This window comes from Roseateles chitinivorans, assembly GCF_002761755.1.
Classification (GTDB): Bacteria; Pseudomonadota; Gammaproteobacteria; order Burkholderiales; family Burkholderiaceae_C; genus Roseateles; species Roseateles chitinivorans.
The window spans coordinates 59,856-77,341 of sequence record NZ_PEOG01000021.1 but is presented as its reverse complement, the minus strand read 5'-3'; the positions used below and the strand labels follow the sequence as shown (position 1 = coordinate 77,341).

Genomic DNA, 17,486 nt, shown 5'->3' with positions numbered 1-17,486 from the left:
GGCACGGTCACGAGGGGCGGTCGCGAGACCGCCCCTCGTCATTTCAGAAGAAGGTGCGCACCCCGCCGGTGACGCGGTAGCCGTCGTCGACCGTGTAGAGCAGCGGCCACTTGTCGAAGGTCGTGCAGGGATGGCCGATGCCGAAGGCGATCAGGTCGCCGACCTGCAGCGGCAAGGCGCCGTCGCTCGCGTCGACGTAGGCGTGCTGGTCGTTGAGCTTGGAGACCGACCACTCGGGCGGCGAGGCCTGTGGCGCCTCGTGCAGCCCGGGGCGATACCACCACAGCGGCGCCGGCAGGCAGGCGTCGTAGCTCAGGTCGCGACGGCCCGCGGTGCAGATCGCGCGCCCCGGCTCGGGCACCGACTGCACATGGGCCCAGACCTCGATCGCGTTGCGCAGGCCCGGTCCGTCGCCCCACAGCGCACCCGCGCGCTGCTTCATCCGATCCTGCATCCGCTCGTACTGCAGGCTGTCGTGGCTGAGGTAGCACCCGCTGCGCAGCACCACGCGCAGCGCATGTCCGGTGCCGCCAGCCTCGACCGCCGCCAGGGTCTTCGCCGCCAGGTCGAAGAACGCCGATCCGCCGGCCGTCAGCAGCACCTCGCCCGGCGCGAACCAGCCTTCGGCGCAGCCCAGCCGGGCCAACTCGGCCACCGTCTCGATCATCGTCAGCGCGCCCAGTTCCACGCGCGCCGTCTCCGGACCGCTGTAGACGCCTTCGAAGGCCTCCACGCCGCGCAACGCGATCACCGGCGACGCGTCGCGGATCAGGCGGGCGAGCGCCACACCCTCCTCCGTCGACCGCACGCCGGTGCGCCCGCCCGGCGTGCCGACTTCCAGCAGCACCTGCACCGGCCGCTTCAGGCCGCGCTCGAGCGCCGCGCGTCGCAGCAGTTCCAGGCCCGCCGACGAGTCCACCAGCAGGTAGAAGTCGAAGGCAGGCTCCGCCTCGAGCTCGCGCAGCACCAGTTCCAGGTCGGCCTTGCCCACCAGCTGATTCGCCAGGATCACCCGTGGCACGCCGAAGCGGCGGTAGGTGCGCACATGCGCTGCCGTCGCCGCCGTCATGCCCCAGGCCCCTTCATCGAACTGGCGCTGGAACAGCTGCGGCGCCATCGTCGTCTTGCCGTGCGGCGCGAGGCTCACGCCGGCGCGCGCGGTGAACTCGCGCATCCAGCGCGCGTTGTGGGCCAGCGCCGATGCCTTCAGCACCGCGGCCGGCAGCGGCAGATCGCCGTCGAGCAGCGACAGGCGCAGCCGGTGCAGGTCCTGCAGCGACACGCCCTCGGCACAGGCCGGCAGGCCCTTCAGCGTGGGGGGCAGCGGCTCCGCCAGCAGCGGCGCGAGGGTCAAGGTCACCGGCGCGGGGCCGGATGCGTCATGCGCAGCGGTGGCAGTCATGGGTCGCCATGTTGCCACCGTCCGGATGTCAGACCTTCGCCCGTCGCCGCTGCCAGCACAGCGCCCCGCCCGCCGCCAGCGCCAGCGCGAGCGAACCGGGCTCCGGCACGTCTGAGGCGCGGAATGCGATCGCATCGACCTTGAGCGCGCTCCAGACGTACGGATCCTCGGTCTGCTGCACGCCGAAGAAGATCGACCACAACCCGCCCTGCGCGAAGGTGTAGGACGAGACATTGCCGCGCAGATCGACGACCGCTTCGGTGCTGCCGTTGAAGGCCACGAAGAATGCGTTGTCGACGTTGCCCGGATTGCCGACGGTGCCCGAGGACACCTCGCCCAGCCGCTGCGAGAGCCACTCCAGCGTGTCGCCGGCCGCGACATTGACGTCCTGCGCGATGAAGCCGCCGCGCAGGAAGCGCCCGGCGACGTTCTGCGAGAAGAAGGTCGGCGCGCCCGCGCCCGACGGGCTGAAGGGCACCGGCAGCGGACAGGCGACATTCCAGGGATCGGACGCGCAGGTCACGTTGGGCCCCAACGGCCAGAGCGACATCGCCACGATCAGGGCCGAGTTGTTGCCCGCCAGCGCCGGGTAACCGTTGCCCGCGTTCACGATCGCCGTGGACGACCCGTTGACGTTGGCGCCGCTCGCGTACCAGCCATTCAAGCTGCCGCCTTCGAAATCTCCGTTCACCACCGCGGCACCGTGGGCCGGGATGACCGCGGCGGCGCTGAGCAGCGCGGCGCTCAAGACTCGTTTCATGTTGCTCTCCCTGCAATCACGACGCGCGACATGCGCGACGGCGCGATGCTAGGGATCACCCCGAGGGCGGCCATCCGCAAGCTTGGGGATGCCGTGTCCCTGATCGGAGGGTGTCGCCCGACTTGGGGGACAGCAGCCACCCCTCCTGCGCTGGCTTGCTCGCGGCCAAAGATGGCGACCAAAGAGGCACCCAAAGAAAAAGCCGCTTGGAGATCCAAGCGGCTTTTCAGATTGGTGCCGGTGAAGAGAGTCGAACTCCCGACCTTCGCATTACGAATGCGCTGCTCTACCAACTGAGCTACACCGGCGCTGTCGCGAACAACAGAGTCAAAGAGTATAAGCGAGATTTTCGAGGTCGACAAGCAGGGGGCAGATCGCCATCCGGCGCGCGACATGACGCTTCATTCCTCGCCCAGGTTCGCCTGCACCCGCTTCAACAGCGCGGCGAGCTGGCCTTGCTCATCGGCGCTCAGTCCCGCCAAGGCCCGCACCGAGACCTGCCGCGCCTGGCGCCGCAGCTCGCGCTGCACCGCCTGGCCGGACTCGCTCACCCGCAGCCGCACCTGGCGACGGTCGAGTTCGTCGGCCTCCGCATCGAGCAGCCCCTTGTCGCGCAAGCCCTTGATCAGGCGCGCGAGCTGCGCCTTGTCCTTGCCGCTGTGCTGCGCGAGGTCGCTCTGGGTGCCGCCGGGGTGACGATCGAAGAAGAACAGCACCTTGCCCTCCATGTGCGTGAGGTCCTGCGGACCCTCGCGCAGGGAGCGGTACTGCAGCGCGCGGTAGCGGTGCATCACCGAATGGATGAGCTCCAGCACGTCCTCGTCCTTGCCCCTTCGGCCGGTGGTGTTAGTTGACATTGTCAATCGATTCATCGCAAGATGGATGACATTGTCAACGAAACATCCGACACCCGCAATGAAGTCCGACACTCCCCTGGTTGCCTCTCCTGCCTCTGCCGTTTCCCCCGCCGAGGGTCCCGCCAGCCGAGTGCAGCGGGTGCGGCACGAACTCAAGCGCCGTGAACTGACCGTCCGGCAGGTCGACGAGCTCACGCCCAACTTCCGCCGCGTGACGCTGACCGGCGAGTCGCTCAGCGACTTCGTCAGCGCTTCCTTCGACGATCACGTGAAGCTCATCTTCGACGCCGAGTCGGCCGACGGCCCTGTCATGCGCGACTACACGCCGCGTCGTGTCGACGTCGCCGCGCGCGAGCTGGTCATCGAATTCGCCCAGCATGGCGACGGGCCGGCGGCCGCGTGGGCGGCCCAAGCGCAACCCGGCGACACGCTGACGGTCGGTGGTCCGCGCGGTTCGTTCATCATTCCCACCGATTACGCCTGGCACCTGCTCGCCGGCGACGAAACCGCCCTGCCCGCCGTCGCACGCCGCCTCGAGGAACTGCCGGCCGGCGCGCGCGTGATCGCGCTGCTGAACGTGGCGGCCAGCGATCGACGGGTCTTCCAGACCCGCGCCGCGCTCGATCTGCACTGGGTCGATGGCGATGACGAACTGCTGGCCGCGGCTCGCGCGCTCGAGCTGCCGCCCGGCGAAGGCTACGCCTGGTGCGCCGGCGAAGCCGCGGCGATGGCCGCGCTGCGCCGCATCCTGGTCGACGAGAAGGGCCACGACCGGCATGCGATCCGCGCGGCGGCGTACTGGAAGCGCGGCGCCAGCCATCACCACGAGAACCTCGAGTGAGTCAGCGAGCGGCCTCGCGGCCTCATGGCGTCGTGGCGTCGTGATCGCGCGGGAGCAGCGCTGCGGTCCACTTCCTCGCGCCGCTCGCCATGACGCCATCGCCGGCGACCTCACACCGGCTTCACAGGCCCATGGCACACTGCCCTCCGCCCGAAGCCGGAGGCGGGCCGCCTTGATGTCTGAAGTCCTGCATGACCCGCGCTGGCGCTCTGCCTGGCGCCTCCTCTTCCTCGCCGTGGTGCTGGGCGCGAGCTGGCTCGCCTTCTCGCCACATCCGCCTCGCGTGGCCGACCTCGGTTGGGACAAGGCGAATCACTTCGCCGCCTTCGGCACGCTGGCGATCGTCGGCATGCAGTGCTTCGCCGCAGGGCCGCGTCGGCGCTGGATCGTGCTGGCGATGCTGCTCGCCTACGGCGTGCTGATCGAGCTGGTGCAATCGCAGATCCCCGGCCGCGACGCCGAGGCCCGCGACGTGCTGGCCGACATGATCGGTGCCTCGATCGGCGTGGCGCTGCATGCGCTGCTGATGCGCGTCATCGCGCCGCGGGCGCTCCCGGCTCGCTGAATTCCCGGCGCGACATCGCGATCGCGACCGCCTGCGCGCGGTTGTTCGCGCCGAGCTTGCGCAGGATCTTGCGCACATGGTTCTTGACCGTGAACATGCTGATGCCGAGCTGGATCGCGATCCCCTCGTTGCTCAGGCCAGCGCGCAGGCCCTCGACGATCTGCTGCTCGCGCGGCGTCACCATCGCACCCGCGCGGCGCGGCATCGCCTGACCCCGCGATTGCAGGCGCGCCCGCCGCCACGCCGCATGCAGCGCCGGCGTCAGCAGTTCCAGTCGCCGCAGGTGGTCGTCCTCCCACCCGTCGCCGGCAAGGAGGAACAGCCCCTGGGGCCGCTCGCCGTCCCCCACCACGCCATGCAGCGCCAGCTCGCGCAGGCCGGCTTCCAGCAGCGGCTGGAACAGCGCCGACGGCGCCTCACGCTCGAGCTGGATGCGCACGGGCCGCCGGCCGTCGCCCCAGCGCCGGATCAGGTGCAGCCAGAGGCCGTGATCGGCGGCCTCCAACTGCGCCTGCAGCGCCTCCCCGATGGGCTTCAGGTGGAAGAGCTGCGCGGCCAGCCGCGGCGACGGCGACTGATCCCCGACGCACACCAGCAGGCGATGCGGCAGCAGGGGCTGGAGCCGGCTCTGGCTCCAGACGAAGAACTGGGCCGGCGTCACCGGCTGACGGGCGCTCCACACGGCCTCGAGCAGACGTTCCGCGAGCACGCGATCCTGCAGCCATGACAGCGGCAGCGCGTCGCCCTCGGCCATGACGGCGGGCTGCGGCGGCACTGACGGCACTGACGGGTGCGTGGGCTGAGGCGGGGCGATCGTCGAGGACAGCGAGGGCGGCGTCATGGACATGGGCGGATGCGTGAGCCGGGGCGACGCCAGCGTGCCCGCGCGACGTGACGTCCCGATGAACAGCGCACGACGCCGGTACGCCGCGGGTACCCGCCTTGCCCTTGCTGACATCGGGTGGCAGCTGAGCCGTCCCTCGGACGTCCGGGCAGTGGCGCGCGCCGAACGCGGGGATGGCAAATCGGCTACCGTTGTCGTTCGGCCCTTCCTCCCCCGGGCCGACAGGAGTTGCTTGCATGTCGGATCACGATCTGCCGCCCGCGCGGCGCGATCTCGCGCGCCGCTACGAGGCGGTGCGGCACCACACGCTGTCGCTGGCGGAGCCGCTGTCCATCGAGGACCAGTCGGCCCAATCGATGCCGGACGCCAGTCCTGCCAAATGGCATCAGGCCCACACGAGCTGGTTCTTCGAAGCCCTGCTGCTGCGGCCTCATCTGCCGGGCTACCAGCCGCTCGACGACAGCTACCACTACCTCTTCAACTCCTATTACGAAGGCCTCGGACCGCGCCATCCGCGGCCGCAGCGAGGCCTGCTGACGCGGCCGTCGCTCGATCAGGTGCGCGCCTACCGACAGCATGTCGACCTGCACATCCGCCAGCTGATCGCGCGCTGCGACGACGCGCAGTGGGCCGTGATCGCGCCGACGCTGGAGCTCGGCCTCCATCACGAGCAGCAGCACCAGGAGCTGCTGCTCACCGATGCGCTGCATCTGCTGTCCTGCCACCCCTGGCGCCCCGCGCTGCTGGACAGTCCGCCAGCGCCGGCGCCGGCCGGGACCAGCGCCTGGTTGCGCCACGAGGGCGGCCTCGTCGAGATCGGTCATGACGCCGCGGCCGAAGGGGCAGGCTTTGCCTTCGACAACGAAGGACCGCGGCATCGCGTCTGGCTCGAGCCCTTCGAGATCGCGAGCCGGCTCGTCACCTGCGGGGAATTCCAGCGCTTCATCGACGATGGCGGCTACCGCGAGCCGCGCTGGTGGCTGTCCGATGGCTGGGCCACGGTGCAGGCCCAGGACTGGCGTGCGCCGCTGTACTGGGTTGACGCGAGCGATGGCGACGCCGCCGCAGGCGCCAGCGGTGCCACGTCGCGCTGGGCGGTCTTCGGGCTGCATGGCCTGCGACCGCTGGATCCGGCCGCGCCGGTGATGCAGCTCAGTTTCTACGAGGCCGCCGCCTACGCCGAATGGGCCGGCGCGCGCCTGCCCAGCGAGCAGGAATGGGAGGCCGCCTCCTCGCTCTCAGGCATCGCGCAGCTGCACGACCAGGCCTGGCAGTGGACCCGCTCGGCCTACCACCCCTACCCCGGCTTCCAGCCGCTGGAGGGTGCAGCCTCCGAATACAACGGCAAGTTCATGGTCGGCCAGCTGGTGCTGCGCGGTGGCAGCGTCGCCACCCCGCCCGGTCACACGCGACCGACCTACCGCAATTTCTTCCCGCCGGCCGCGCGCTGGCAGTTCACCGGGCTGCGACTGGCCCGCGATGCGCGTCCGCGCGCGGAGACCCACGCATGAGCAGCTTCGCCGAGGACCTTCATGCCGCGCTGGCCGGCCCCGAGCACACGATCTCTCCCAAGTACTTCTATGACGCACAGGGCTCGACGCTCTTCGAGCAGATCTGCGAGTTGCCCGAGTACTACCCGACCCGCACCGAACTGGCGTTGCTGCGCCGCCATGCCGGCGACTTCGCCGACCGCATGGGTCCCGGCGCGCAGCTGATCGAGTACGGCGCCGGCGCGCTGGTGAAGGTGCGCCTGCTGCTGGAGCGGGCGACGCGGCCCCACAGCTTCGTGCCGGTGGACATCTCCGGTCCGCACCTGCTCGCGGCTTGCGAGGCGCTGCAACGCGAGCATCCTTCGCTGCGCATCCTGCCGGTGGTGGCGGACTTCACCCGTCCCCATGTGCTGCCCGATGCGCCGCCCGATGGCCGGCGCATCGGCTTCTTCCCGGGCTCGAGCATCGGCAACTTCGATCCGAAGGAGGCGCTCGAGTTCCTGCGCCTGCTGCGTGAGGAGCTCGACGGCGGTGCGCTGCTGATCGGTGTCGACCTGATCAAGGATCCGGCGCGCCTGCATGCGGCCTACAACGACGCGCAGGGCGTGACCGCGCGCTTCAACCTCAACCTGCTGCGGCATGCGCAGCGCGCGCTGGGCCTGGAGTGCGATCCCGCGGGCTTCGACCATTACGCGTTCTACGACCCGCGCAAGCACCGCATCGAGATGCACCTGCTGCCCCGTGGCGAGCAGCACCTGCAGCTGCAGGGCCGGCGCTACACGCTGGTGCCGGGGGAAAGCCTCCACACGGAGAACTCGTACAAGTACAGCGTCGAGAGCTTCCAGGCGCTGGCGCGGGAAGCGGGCTTCCGGCCGTCAGCCCACTGGACCGACGAGCAACGCTGGTTCAGCCTGCACTGGCTGGAAGCCTGAGGGAAAGGTCGCGGTCGACGCTCACGCGTCGTAGCCGTAGACGTCCGCGAGCTTGCTCAGCAGTTCGGGTTCGTCGTCGATCGAGAAGAAATAGGGGAACAGGGTGCGGGAGCGCCCTTCGTCCTCATTCAGCGTGCCGCCGTACTGGCGGACCTTGCTCGCGCCATAGGCGAGCGACAGGCTCATCAGCACCGCAGGCGCGCCGACGCTGCGATGCAGGCGCTCCTCGCCGTGCGGCTGGAAGTCCAGCATCCGGCGATAGAAGGCCTTGTGACGGGGATTGACCTCGATCACCAGGAACTCGGCCCCCCAATGGTGGGCGGCATGCAGGTAAGCCAGATGGAACAGGCTGGCCAGGACCAGCTTGGACGGGCCTTCCGGATCCGCGGCCAGGCGGGTGAATTCGCACAGCTGCCAGCCCTGCTGGCGCATGCCGGCCATTTCCTGCGGGAAGCTCTGGTCGGCGGCGAGGTTGCCGCTGTCGCGCCGCAATCCCAGGGTCGAGACCAGCCGGCCCTCCCAATAAGCGCCCAGCGTCACGTCGGCGGAACGGCTCAGCCTGTAACCCCGTGACGCGTAGCGACGTTCGAGCAGGGAATGGCCAGCGCCCTCCATCAGTGCACGGATCTCGATGCGGCCATAAGCGGTCTCGCGCGTGACGAGCTCCACCGAATCGGACCGGACGAACGGAATCTCCGCGCGAACGGATTGCAGCGCCTGCAAAGGGCTTGCCGGTGCTTCCAGTTCGATGCTCGACAGGGGAGATTCGTCGCTCATTCCCAACTCCAGACTGCTTGGTTATCAAGGGCGAGTCTATGGCCCACTCAAAGTAATTACTGCCGGGCGCTACGATAGATAACAAATGCGAACCTGACCTTACGGGTCTGTCCCGGGTTCGGGCCCTGGTCAATCCCTTGCCAGGGCGAAACCCCGCATTTGAGGGAATTCGGTTACATAGCGGGCACCCCATCGGAAACCGGCACCAACCCTCACCGCAGTTCGGTCTCGCGGAATCCCCTTCGCCCTTTGGACCGGCCTCCCGGCCGTCTGCTTGTTGCAGGTGTAACCAAATGCGCCGCGTTCAGATGCCGAATTCAGGGGACAAACCACCCTGACTTTTTTGCAGAAACCCTTGGAATGAATAGGGATATTTGTCGCTTCGCGCGCGTCCCGCTCGCCCAACGACCGAGAAGTTCGTATCGCGTTGCTTCATGGCCAAGGCGTCGCAGCGAGGCCGTCAAGACGCCGCCGCGCGTCAGCCATCAGCCCGTCAACGCGCGCGTCCGCCTGAGCCGCGATCGCATCCAGGTCGAACATCGCCGCCAGTTCCTCGGACGACAGCGCGGTCGGAGGCAGGTCGCCGACGTCGATCGCCGCGAGCAGCAGTTGCTCCAGCGTCCCCTGCCCCAGTCGCACCCGGCTGATCAGGTCGCGGACGATGGCACCGGTGCGTTGCCGGCCCAGGCGCGGCATGAGCAGGTGCTCCAGCCGCTCGCTCGCGACCAGCCCCTGGCGCTCGAGGACATGTGCTCGCATCCGGTCGGTCCGCAGCACCGGCTCGGCCAGCGCGCGGTTCAGTGCCTGCACCGCGAGGTGGGCGCCGCCCATCAGAGCGCTCCATTCCGCGAGTTCCGCCTGGTGCTGCCCCAGGCCGCGCTCGTGTTCCGGCGTCATGCAGCCCATCAAGCCGGCGACGCGCTGCGGCGCGCGCTGGACCGCCGCCATCGCCTGCAGGGCGGCCACCGGGTTCTTCTTGTGCGGCATCGACAGGCAGGCGCCGTAGCCCTCCCCGGGCGGCTCATTGAGCTCGTCGACCTCCGCCTGTGCCATCAGCGCGAAGTCCTGCGCCAGTTTGCCCAGGTTGCCGCACAGCAGGCCCACTTCCATGCCCAGGCGCAACCAGCGGTCGCGTTGGGTGTGCCAGCACATCTCGGGCAGCGGCAGCGACAGCTCGGCGGCCACGGCCGCCAGCATGTCCTCGGCCCGGTCGCCCATCGCATCGAGCGTGCCGACCGCGCCGCCCAGTTGCAGCAGCAGCGAGGCCTCTCCCTGCTCGCGCAGCCGCTCGGCGCTGCGCAGCAGCGGCATCAGCCAGTTCATCAGCTTGAAGCGCAGGCTGATCACCTGCGCCGGCTGCATCATCGTGCGGCCCAGCATCGGCACGGCGGCATGCCGCTCGGCCAGGTCGAGCAGCCGGGCGCACAGCTGCTGGAGGTCGTCGTCGATCAGGCGCAGCGCCTCGCGCGTGCGCAGCACCATCGCGGTGTCGATCAGGTCCTGGGCGGAGGCGCCGCGATGCACATAGACCGCGGCCGACGGGTCGAACAGCGCGACCGTCTCGCGCAGCCGCTGCACCACCGGCAAGGCCAGGTTGCCGCTGCGCGGCGCGGCCGCCACGAGCGACGGCACGTCATAGAGTTCGGCGCGACAGAGGCTGGCGATCGCCTGCGCCGCCGGCGCCGGGATCATGCCCGCGCGCGCTGCGGCCCGAGCGAGCGCGGCCTCCACATCCATCATCGACTGGACCACCGCGGTCGGCGAGAACACCGATTCCATCGCGGTGGACGACAAAAAAGCCTCGAACAGCATCCAACGTCCTCTCGGGGCGTGGATGCTATCGAGGCTTGCGCGTACGCCGTACTCAAGCAAACCCGCTCCGGGTTTGCCTCAGCCGGTGTTCGCCCGCTCGCAGCGGGCGGCGATCAGTTGGCCGGCACGTACATCTGGGCCAGACGGCTCATCAGGCGCAGCGACAGGCGATGCATCGTGATGACCTCGAGCAGGCCGTTGCGATGCAGCTCGACGATCTTTGCGTCGGGCAGCTCGGCCAGGGCCTTCTCGTTGATGGTCATGAAGCCGTCGACATCCAGCTTCTCGCCGCTGGGCAGTTGCGCCTCGAAGCGCATGTCCTGCAGCAGGTCCAGGTCCTGCAGCAGCTCGCAGGCCTGGCGGGTGCGCTCCGCCTCGCGCTCGAAGTCCTCGCAGAACTGCTTGGCGTTGAGCAGCAGCTCGGTGGCCTCGCCATCTTCCTTGAAGAGCGGCTCGCCGTCGGTCTCGGAGAACGCGCCGGAACCCATGTCCAGGCACAGCGCCATGTCGGTGCCGTTCTCCTCGATGCGGGCCATCGCGAAGGGCCAGCGGCGCACGTAGGCCGGGACATAGCGGCCGGTCCACTGGCCGTCCTTGACGAACAGGTTGCTGCCCTGCTTCAGGCCGAACACCGCCAGCGGCGCGATCGCCGGGCGCTGGCCTTCGGCGGCCTGGCCGACTCGCACGAACACCACCGGGTACTCGAGGCTCGCATCGGCGAACTCGGCCACGGCGACGAACAGCGAGTTCAGCTGGGTCACGCGATCCAGCACCGGCGCGCCGATCTTCATGCGCGTGTTCTTGTGCTGCACCCGGTCCACCGGGACCAGGTTTTCATACATCGGGGGGTTGCTCATTGATTCACTCCATCGTCCGCCAGTCGCGAGACCAGCACCTTGTCCACACGCTTGCCGTCGAGGTCGACCACCTCGAATCTCCACGCGTCCCACTCCACCACATCGGCCGTGCGCGGCAAGCGCCCGAGCAGCAGCATCACCATGCCGGCCAGGGTGTTGTAGCGCCCACGGTCCTCCTCGGGCAGTTCCTTCAAGTCCAGCCGGTCCTTCAGCTCGGTGACGGGGATCAGGCCGTCCATCAGCCAGCTGCCGTCCTCGCGCTGGACCGCCCAGGCATCCTCGCCGTCGGACGAGTTGAACTCGCCCGCGATCGCTTCCAGCACGTCGCGCATCGCGACCACGCCCTGCACTTCGCCGTACTCGTCGACGACGAAGGCCAGCGGCGTGTCGGTGCCCCGCATGTGCGCGAGCAGCTCCATGCCCGACAGCGTCTCGGGCACGAACACCGGCGGCTCCAGGCCAGTGGACAGGTCCAGCGCCTCGCCGGCCAGCGTGCGCGCCAGCAGGTTCTGCGCGCTCACCGTGCCGACCACGTCGTGCAGGCCGCCACGGCAGACCGGATAGCGGCTGTAGCCATGCGCCCGCAGGATCTGCAGCACCTGCTCGGCGCGATCGGTCGCGTCCAGCCAGGCGATCTCGGCGCGCGGGATCATCATCGAGCCGATCTGGCGCTCGTCCAGCCGGAACACGTTGCGCACCATCTGGTGCTCGTGTTCCTCGATCACGCCGGCATCGCGGCCTTCCTCGAGGCTGGCGGCGATCTCCTCCTCGGTCACCGCGCGGTTGGCGCGGCCGCCCATGCCCAGCAGCTTCAGCGTGAACTCGGTGCAGAAGCTCAGCAGCTTGACGAAGGGCCGCGTGATCAGCGACATGACCTCCATCGGCGGCGCGACCAGGCGCGCGACGTTCTCCGGGAACATCTGGCCCAGGCGCTTGGGCACCAGCTCGCCGAAGATGATGGTCACGAAGGTCAGCACCAGCACGACCAGGCCGGTGGCGGTGATGTCGGCGGCGCGCTCGCTGAGCGGGGTGTGGGCGCGCAGCACCTCGGCCAGCGGCCCGGAGAAGGCGGCCTCGCCGACGATGCCGTTGAGCACGCCGATGGAGGTGATCCCGATCTGGACGGTGGACAGGAACTTGGTGGGGTTCTCGTGCAGGTCCATCGCGGCCTGCGCGCCTGCCTCGCCACTCTCCACCATCACTTGCAAGCGTGCCTTGCGGGCGGCCGTGAGGGCCATCTCCGACATGGCGAACAATCCGTTGAGCAGTATCAGGAAGAGGACTAGGGCGGTATCCATTGACAGCGCGGACCGGGTGAAAACCCCGAGTCGCGCCCAAAACACAAGGTCGGCAAGGTTAGCAGAGCTGGTGTGACATCGACACCGCAAAATCCCCGTATGCATTACCTCATCGGCGATCTCCAGGGCTGCTGCGACGCGCTCGCGCGCCTGCTGGAAAAGATCGACTTCTCCCCGTCCCGCGACCGCCTCCACCTGTTGGGGGACTTGGTCAACCGCGGCCCCGATTCCCTGACGACGCTGCGCCGCCTGCAGTCGCTGGGCGACGCGGCGCAGTGCCTGCTGGGCAATCACGACCTGCATCTGCTCGCCACCGCCGCCGGCGTGCGCGCCCCGCACAAGGGGGACACCCTGGACGCGATCCTGCAGGCACCGGACCGCGAGGCGCTGCTGGAGTGGCTGCGCCGGCAGCGGCTGGCGGCGCGGGCGCAAGGCTGGCTGATGGTGCACGCCGGGGTGGTGCCGCAGTGGGATGCTGCGCAGGTCCTGACCCTGGCCGAGGAAGTGCACGCGCTGCTTCGCGGACCGGAGCTGGCGGACTTCCTGCCGCAGATGTACGGCAATGAGCCCGACCGCTGGAGCGACGACCTGACGGGCGCGCCGCGGCTGCGCTTCATCATCAATGTGCTGACGCGGATCCGCTTCTGCAACGCCAGGGGCCGGCTGGACTTCAAGACCAAGGAAGGGCTGGGCACCGCGCCGGAGGGCTTCATGCCCTGGTTCGACGTGCCGCAGCGGCGCACGGCCGGCGAGCCGATCGCGTTCGGGCACTGGTCCACGCTGGGGCTGGTGCAGCGGCCGGACCTGCTGGCGCTGGACACCGGCTGCGTCTGGGGCGGCGCGCTGACGGCGGCGCGCGTGGCCGATGGTCAGGTGCAGGAAATCATCCAGGTGCCCTGCGTGCAGGCGAGGAAGCCGGGAGCGGGCTGAGCGTCGTTCGTCGGCGAGCAGTGCTGTCACGCTTAGAATCGCGGCTTCTCCTGTGCATGGAGCCGTCGGCCGCGAGCTTGTCGGCCGACCCGGAGGAAGCGTGGCCGAGTGGTTTAAGGCACTGGTCTTGAAAACCAGCGACGGGCAACCGTCCGTGAGTTCGAATCTCACCGCTTCCGCCACCCTCCCGATTCATCCGCAGCTGCTGTCCGCTTGCGAGGAGTTCTCTGATGGCCTCCACCCTTGACGTCGCCAAGTACATCACCGAGCGCACCGGCGAGGTGTCTGCCATGAAGCTGCAGAAGCTCATGTACTACGCCCAGGCATGGAATCTGGTCTGGGACGAATCGCCTCTCTTTTCGGAGGATTTCCAGGCCTGGGCCAACGGTCCTGTGCTGCCCAGCCTCTATCAGAAGCATCGTGGTTTGTTCAAGGTCAGTGCGTCTCTGTTTGCGGATGCCGACAGCACCGCCCTGACCGAAGCCGAGCGGGACAACATTGAGCGCGTGCTTGCGTTCTACGGTGACAAGACAGCGCAGTGGCTCAGCAACCTGACACATCAGGAAGACCCTTGGAAACTGGCCCGTGGCGATGCGCCCATCGGTGCTCCGTCGACAAGTGTGATCAGCCAGGGCGCGATGCACGAGTACTACTCAGCCCTCTGATCGAGTAAACGCCCCATGGGCAGGAAAAGCGAAACGCGCGAGCGCAAGAAGGTCGAGGCCCAGGCCAGGTTTGAAGCCAGCAAGCCGGGGTTGCTGGCCAGGGTCGTGAAACTGGACACCCCTCGGCTTTCGCAAGCACCTGCCAACGACCAGTCGCCGCGCCTCGCGCCGCAGTTGGCGCGCGCGCTACCCGCGGACCGGCGCCCCAGGTCCCGGGAAGACGGCAGCCGTTTCGATATGCGCATGACCTGGTGCACGACGCGCGCGGATCTGAAAGACCATTGGTCATGGGGCGAACCCCGGGCCTGGACCGAGGCGGAATGGAGCGACACGATTCTCCCGCCGATGCGCGATTTCGCCGCCCTTACCTGGGGTGAGATCGATCGGCAAAGCTCCGGGACAGGTCACAAGATGCATCACGCGCACGAGATCGGCGACCTGATTGAAGAAGCACAGGATCGTTGGCGCCATCTTGAACTCGACCAGTTCGACTCGGTGTTCCGCTTCCGCTTCGGTGGCCAGAAGCGACGTGCATGGGGGTACATCGTGCAGGCGCACTTCCACCTCGTGTGGTGGGATCGCGACCATTCCCTTTACCCCACGGAACCGCATTGAGCGTCATGGAATCGCGAGGAGTTTCGGAGCGCGCTGCCCTGCTCGCCCTCATCGGCGGCAACGAGGACCGGCTGACGCCCGGCATCGTGTTGCGCGAGCTGATCGCGGCCTGCCAGCGCGACCGTGCGCATTCGGCGCCGCTGCGGGTCGTCGTGCTGAGCACCGCCAGCGGCGAGCCCGACCTGCTCTGGTCCCAGTACGAGCCCGCCTTCCGGGCGCTCGGCGCGACGCCGACCTGGCTCGATCCGCGCGATCGCGAGGCCGCTGGCGCGGCCGACGCGCTGGAGGCAGTGCGAACGGCCGACCTGCTGTTCATGACCGGCGGTGACCAGGAGCGCCTGCTCGACGTCATCGGCGACACCCCCCTGCATGCGCTGATCCGCGAACGCCACCGCGCGGGCACGCTCGCGGTCGCGGGGACCAGCGCGGGCGCCTCGGCGCTCGGTGCCCACATGCCGGTGGGCGACCTCAACGAGCAATTCGCCGGCCCGCCGCAGGCGCTGCATCGCGCCCTCGGCCTGATGCCGGCCCTGGTGATCGACCAGCACTTCGCCCAGCGCAAGCGCCATGCACGGCTGCTGCAACTGGTTTCGCTGGATCCGCGCCGGCTGGGCGTGGGGCTCGACGAGGACACCGCACTGCTGATCCAGCCTGGCATCGGCGCCCGGGTGGTCGGCAGCGGCGCGGTGACCCTCATCGATGGCGCGCGCGTCAGCGACCGGCGCGATCCCGCGCCCGGCGCGACGGACGCCACCGTCGTCGCCCTCGAGAACCTCGCCTTCTACCTGCTGCCCGCGGGCACCTCTCTCCAGTTCGAAGAGCCGGCCGCGCCGCCGCACCTTCAACGGCTGCTGCAGGCGCTCGCGTCGACGCAGGCGCTGGGCGACTGATCCGCCCTGGCGGGTCGCGACGGTCCGGTCGCCGACGGACGCGCGTCCTCAGGCCGCGATGTGCGCGGCGAAGCCGGTCACCCCGGGCGCGATCGCCTCGTCGAGCACATGACCGTCCGGGTAGTCGCCGCCGTTCTGGGCGCGGAAAGCGATCGGAGCTTCGTCGAAGATGCCCGCCAGCCGCTGGCGCCACGCCGCCGTGACCGCGGCGACATCCTCGGGCGTCATCCGGCCCGCGCCGTGCACCGCATGGGTCTTCAGCACCGACATGCCGGGATAGAACAAGGTGCCGTGGGTGATCGGGAACAGCAGTTGATCGATCGGGCCGTTGATCCCGCGCGGCGAGTAATCCACCGCCGGCCCGCCCGTCGTCACCGAGACCATCGCGCGCCGACCCGCGAGGCCACCTTCACCGTATCGGAAGCGATTGCCCTGTCCGTGCCGGCCATAGGCCAGGCCGTAGGCCCAGACGCGGTCGATCCAGCCTTTCATGATGGCCGGCATGCCGAACCACCACAGCGGGAATTGCAGGATCACCAGGTCCGCCGCCAGCAGCTTGCGCTGCTCCTCGACGACGTCGGCCGGTTGATGACCGTGCTCGAAGGCATGGCCGGACTCGCGCACGAAGTTCAGGCGCGTCGCGTCGGCGCGCACCGGGAAGTCGGTCTCGTCGTACACCGCGCGCCAGCCCATCGCGTAGAGGTCGGATTGCAGCACCACATGCCCGGCCGAGCCCAGGGTCTCCGCGGCGACGCCCACCAGCGTGCGCGTCAGCGACGTCGGCTCGGGATGCGCATGGACGATCAGTACGGTCTTGGGGTCGACCGCATCGGCGGCGGGGATGGCAGGGGTTTGGGCGGGGCGGGTCGTCATGTCGGGCTCCGGAAATCAGGAATGAGCGCAGTGTGGCGACTGCATCGCCATCCGTGAAATCATGTCTTCTCTACCCTACTATCCATCGCATGGATACCAGCCGGCTCGACCTCAACCTGCTCGTGACGCTCGAGGCGCTGCTGACCGAGCGCAATGTCACCAAGGCCGCCACCCGCCTGGGCCTCAGCCAGCCGGCGGTCAGCGCCCAGCTCAGCCGCCTGCGCGACGTCTTCGACGACCCGCTGCTGCTGCCGGCGCAGCGCGGCATGACGCCGACCGCCAAGGCGCTGTCACTGTTCGAGCCGCTGCGTCTGGCGCTGGACCAGGTCCGCGGGGTCGCGACCTCGCATCTGCACTTCGACCCGGGCAGCGCCGAGCTGACGGTGACGATCGCCGCCTCGGACTACCTGCAGGCGTCGGTGCTGCGGCCGCTGGTGCTGCGGCTGCGACGCGAGGCGCCCGGCGTGCGGATCGCCGTCCGGCATCTGGATCCGCACCAGCACGCCGCCCAGATGGCGCGCGGCGATGTCGACCTGGGCCTGATGCAGCCGATCGAGGCGGCGGACAGCCTGCGGCTGCGCCCGCTGTTCCATGAGCGCTACGTCCTCATCGCGCGGCGCGGCCATCCCGCCGTCACCGGCCGGCTCACCGCCAAGGCCTTCGCGAAGCTGGAGCAGATCGTCGTCTCGCCAGCGGGCGGCGCATTCAGCACGCCGGTGGACCAGGCGCTCGCCGGCCTGGGCCTGACGCGCCAGGTCGTGCTCTCGGCGGCGTCCTTCCTTTTCGTGCCCGGCATCGTCGGCCGCTCCGACCTGGTCGCCCTGGTGCCCGAGCGCCTGGTCAAGGGCCAGGCCGCCGGCCTGCAGGTGCTGCCGCCGCCGCTGCCGATCGACGGCTTCGACATCGCCATGGTCTGGCATGAGCGCAACCACGGCCATGCGGCCCAGCGCTGGCTGCGCGAGCAGGTGTTTGCGATCGCGGGCCCGCGCGCCAAGGCGGGGAGCGGCACGGGCACGGGCACGGGCACGGGCACGGGCACGGGCACGGGCACGGACACGGGCGCGACCCTGTCGTGAAT

The 17,486-nt window shown here is 69.2% G+C and carries 18 protein-coding genes and 2 tRNA genes; 10 read left to right on the top strand and 10 right to left on the bottom strand.

Going from position 1 to position 17,486, the window contains the following annotated elements; genetic code table 11:
- Positions 1-43: 43 nt before the first annotated feature.
- From CS062_RS09830 to CS062_RS09815, 4 genes are all read right to left on the bottom strand, one after another.
- Positions 44-1,402 (bottom strand): amino acid deaminase, encoded by a 1,359-nt coding sequence (locus CS062_RS09830; RefSeq protein ID WP_233218004.1) that lies wholly within the window; start codon positions 1,400-1,402, stop codon positions 44-46.
- A gap of 28 nt (positions 1,403-1,430) precedes the next feature.
- Complete coding sequence (locus tag CS062_RS09825) at positions 1,431-2,162, bottom strand: PEP-CTERM sorting domain-containing protein (RefSeq protein ID WP_143742302.1); 732 nt, start codon at positions 2,160-2,162, stop codon at positions 1,431-1,433.
- A 232-nt stretch (positions 2,163-2,394) separates the two neighbouring features.
- Positions 2,395-2,470, bottom strand: a tRNA-Thr gene (locus tag CS062_RS09820).
- Between the two features lie 93 nt (positions 2,471-2,563).
- Positions 2,564-3,019, bottom strand: a complete 456-nt coding sequence (locus CS062_RS09815) for a MarR family winged helix-turn-helix transcriptional regulator (RefSeq protein ID WP_099861464.1) — start codon at positions 3,017-3,019, stop codon at positions 2,564-2,566.
- 58 nt (positions 3,020-3,077) lie between these two features.
- Here CS062_RS09815 and CS062_RS09810 point away from each other — a divergent pair, with 58 nt between their 5' ends.
- Positions 3,078-3,860 (top strand): siderophore-interacting protein, encoded by a 783-nt coding sequence (locus CS062_RS09810; RefSeq protein WP_099861463.1) that lies wholly within the window; start codon positions 3,078-3,080, stop codon positions 3,858-3,860.
- A 175-nt stretch (positions 3,861-4,035) separates the two neighbouring features.
- Complete coding sequence (locus CS062_RS09805; RefSeq protein ID WP_199174214.1) at positions 4,036-4,425, top strand: VanZ family protein; 390 nt, start codon at positions 4,036-4,038, stop codon at positions 4,423-4,425.
- Here the strand turns inward: CS062_RS09805 and CS062_RS09800 are convergent.
- Positions 4,394-5,272, bottom strand: a complete 879-nt coding sequence (locus CS062_RS09800; RefSeq protein ID WP_158238729.1) for a helix-turn-helix transcriptional regulator — start codon at positions 5,270-5,272, stop codon at positions 4,394-4,396. The genes CS062_RS09805 and CS062_RS09800 overlap by 32 nt on opposite strands.
- A gap of 233 nt (positions 5,273-5,505) precedes the next feature.
- Here CS062_RS09800 and egtB point away from each other — a divergent pair, with 233 nt between their 5' ends.
- Together egtB and egtD are read left to right on the top strand one after the other, a co-directional pair.
- A complete protein-coding gene (gene egtB, locus CS062_RS09795) occupies positions 5,506-6,780 on the top strand; it encodes an ergothioneine biosynthesis protein EgtB (RefSeq protein ID WP_099861461.1) in 1,275 nt (424 codons plus the stop codon).
- The gene (gene egtD / locus CS062_RS09790; protein WP_099861460.1) at positions 6,777-7,691 is read left to right on the top strand and encodes an L-histidine N(alpha)-methyltransferase; all 915 of its coding nucleotides are present in this window, start codon (positions 6,777-6,779) and stop codon (positions 7,689-7,691) included. Before egtB ends, egtD begins: the two co-directional genes overlap by 4 nt.
- A gap of 21 nt (positions 7,692-7,712) precedes the next feature.
- Here egtD and CS062_RS09785 read toward each other — a convergent pair whose 3' ends face one another.
- The 4 genes from CS062_RS09785 to CS062_RS09770 all read right to left on the bottom strand — a co-directional run bounded on the left by CS062_RS09785 (position 7,713) and on the right by CS062_RS09770 (position 12,435).
- The gene (locus CS062_RS09785; RefSeq protein WP_099861459.1) at positions 7,713-8,468 is read right to left on the bottom strand and encodes an N-acyl amino acid synthase FeeM domain-containing protein; all 756 of its coding nucleotides are present in this window, start codon (positions 8,466-8,468) and stop codon (positions 7,713-7,715) included.
- Positions 8,469-8,900: 432 nt separating this feature from the next.
- Positions 8,901-10,280: a lyase family protein gene (locus CS062_RS09780; RefSeq protein ID WP_099861458.1), complete on the bottom strand. Its 1,380-nt coding sequence runs from the start codon at positions 10,278-10,280 to the stop codon at positions 8,901-8,903.
- 113 nt (positions 10,281-10,393) lie between these two features.
- Positions 10,394-11,137 carry a SapC family protein gene (locus tag CS062_RS09775; RefSeq protein ID WP_099861457.1) on the bottom strand — a complete coding sequence of 248 codons (744 nt, stop codon included), beginning with the start codon at positions 11,135-11,137 and terminating at the stop codon, positions 10,394-10,396.
- A complete protein-coding gene (locus CS062_RS09770) occupies positions 11,134-12,435 on the bottom strand; it encodes a hemolysin family protein (protein ID WP_099861456.1) in 1,302 nt (433 codons plus the stop codon). Before CS062_RS09770 ends, CS062_RS09775 begins: the two co-directional genes overlap by 4 nt.
- A gap of 99 nt (positions 12,436-12,534) precedes the next feature.
- Here CS062_RS09770 and CS062_RS09765 point away from each other — a divergent pair, with 99 nt between their 5' ends.
- The 5 genes from CS062_RS09765 (at position 12,535) to CS062_RS09745 (ending at position 15,535) form a co-directional block, all read left to right on the top strand.
- On the top strand, positions 12,535-13,365 hold the full coding sequence (locus tag CS062_RS09765; RefSeq protein WP_099861455.1) for a symmetrical bis(5'-nucleosyl)-tetraphosphatase: 831 nt from the start codon (positions 12,535-12,537) through the stop codon (positions 13,363-13,365).
- Positions 13,366-13,459: 94 nt separating this feature from the next.
- A tRNA-Ser gene (locus CS062_RS09760) sits at positions 13,460-13,547 on the top strand.
- Positions 13,548-13,595: 48 nt separating this feature from the next.
- A complete protein-coding gene (locus CS062_RS09755) occupies positions 13,596-14,030 on the top strand; it encodes a Panacea domain-containing protein (RefSeq protein ID WP_099861454.1) in 435 nt (144 codons plus the stop codon).
- Between the two features lie 15 nt (positions 14,031-14,045).
- Entirely contained in the window at positions 14,046-14,645 is a 600-nt protein-coding gene (locus tag CS062_RS09750) for a hypothetical protein (RefSeq protein WP_099861453.1), read from the top strand.
- 5 nt (positions 14,646-14,650) lie between these two features.
- Positions 14,651-15,535 (top strand): cyanophycinase, encoded by an 885-nt coding sequence (locus CS062_RS09745; protein ID WP_233218005.1) that lies wholly within the window; start codon positions 14,651-14,653, stop codon positions 15,533-15,535.
- Between the two features lie 48 nt (positions 15,536-15,583).
- Here the strand turns inward: CS062_RS09745 and CS062_RS09740 are convergent, their stop codons facing one another.
- Positions 15,584-16,408: an NAD(P)H-dependent oxidoreductase gene (locus CS062_RS09740; protein WP_099861451.1), complete on the bottom strand. Its 825-nt coding sequence runs from the start codon at positions 16,406-16,408 to the stop codon at positions 15,584-15,586.
- 89 nt (positions 16,409-16,497) lie between these two features.
- Here CS062_RS09740 and CS062_RS09735 point away from each other — a divergent pair, with 89 nt between their 5' ends.
- The gene (locus CS062_RS09735; protein ID WP_099861450.1) at positions 16,498-17,484 is read left to right on the top strand and encodes a LysR family transcriptional regulator; all 987 of its coding nucleotides are present in this window, start codon (positions 16,498-16,500) and stop codon (positions 17,482-17,484) included.
- Positions 17,485-17,486 lie beyond the last annotated feature (2 nt).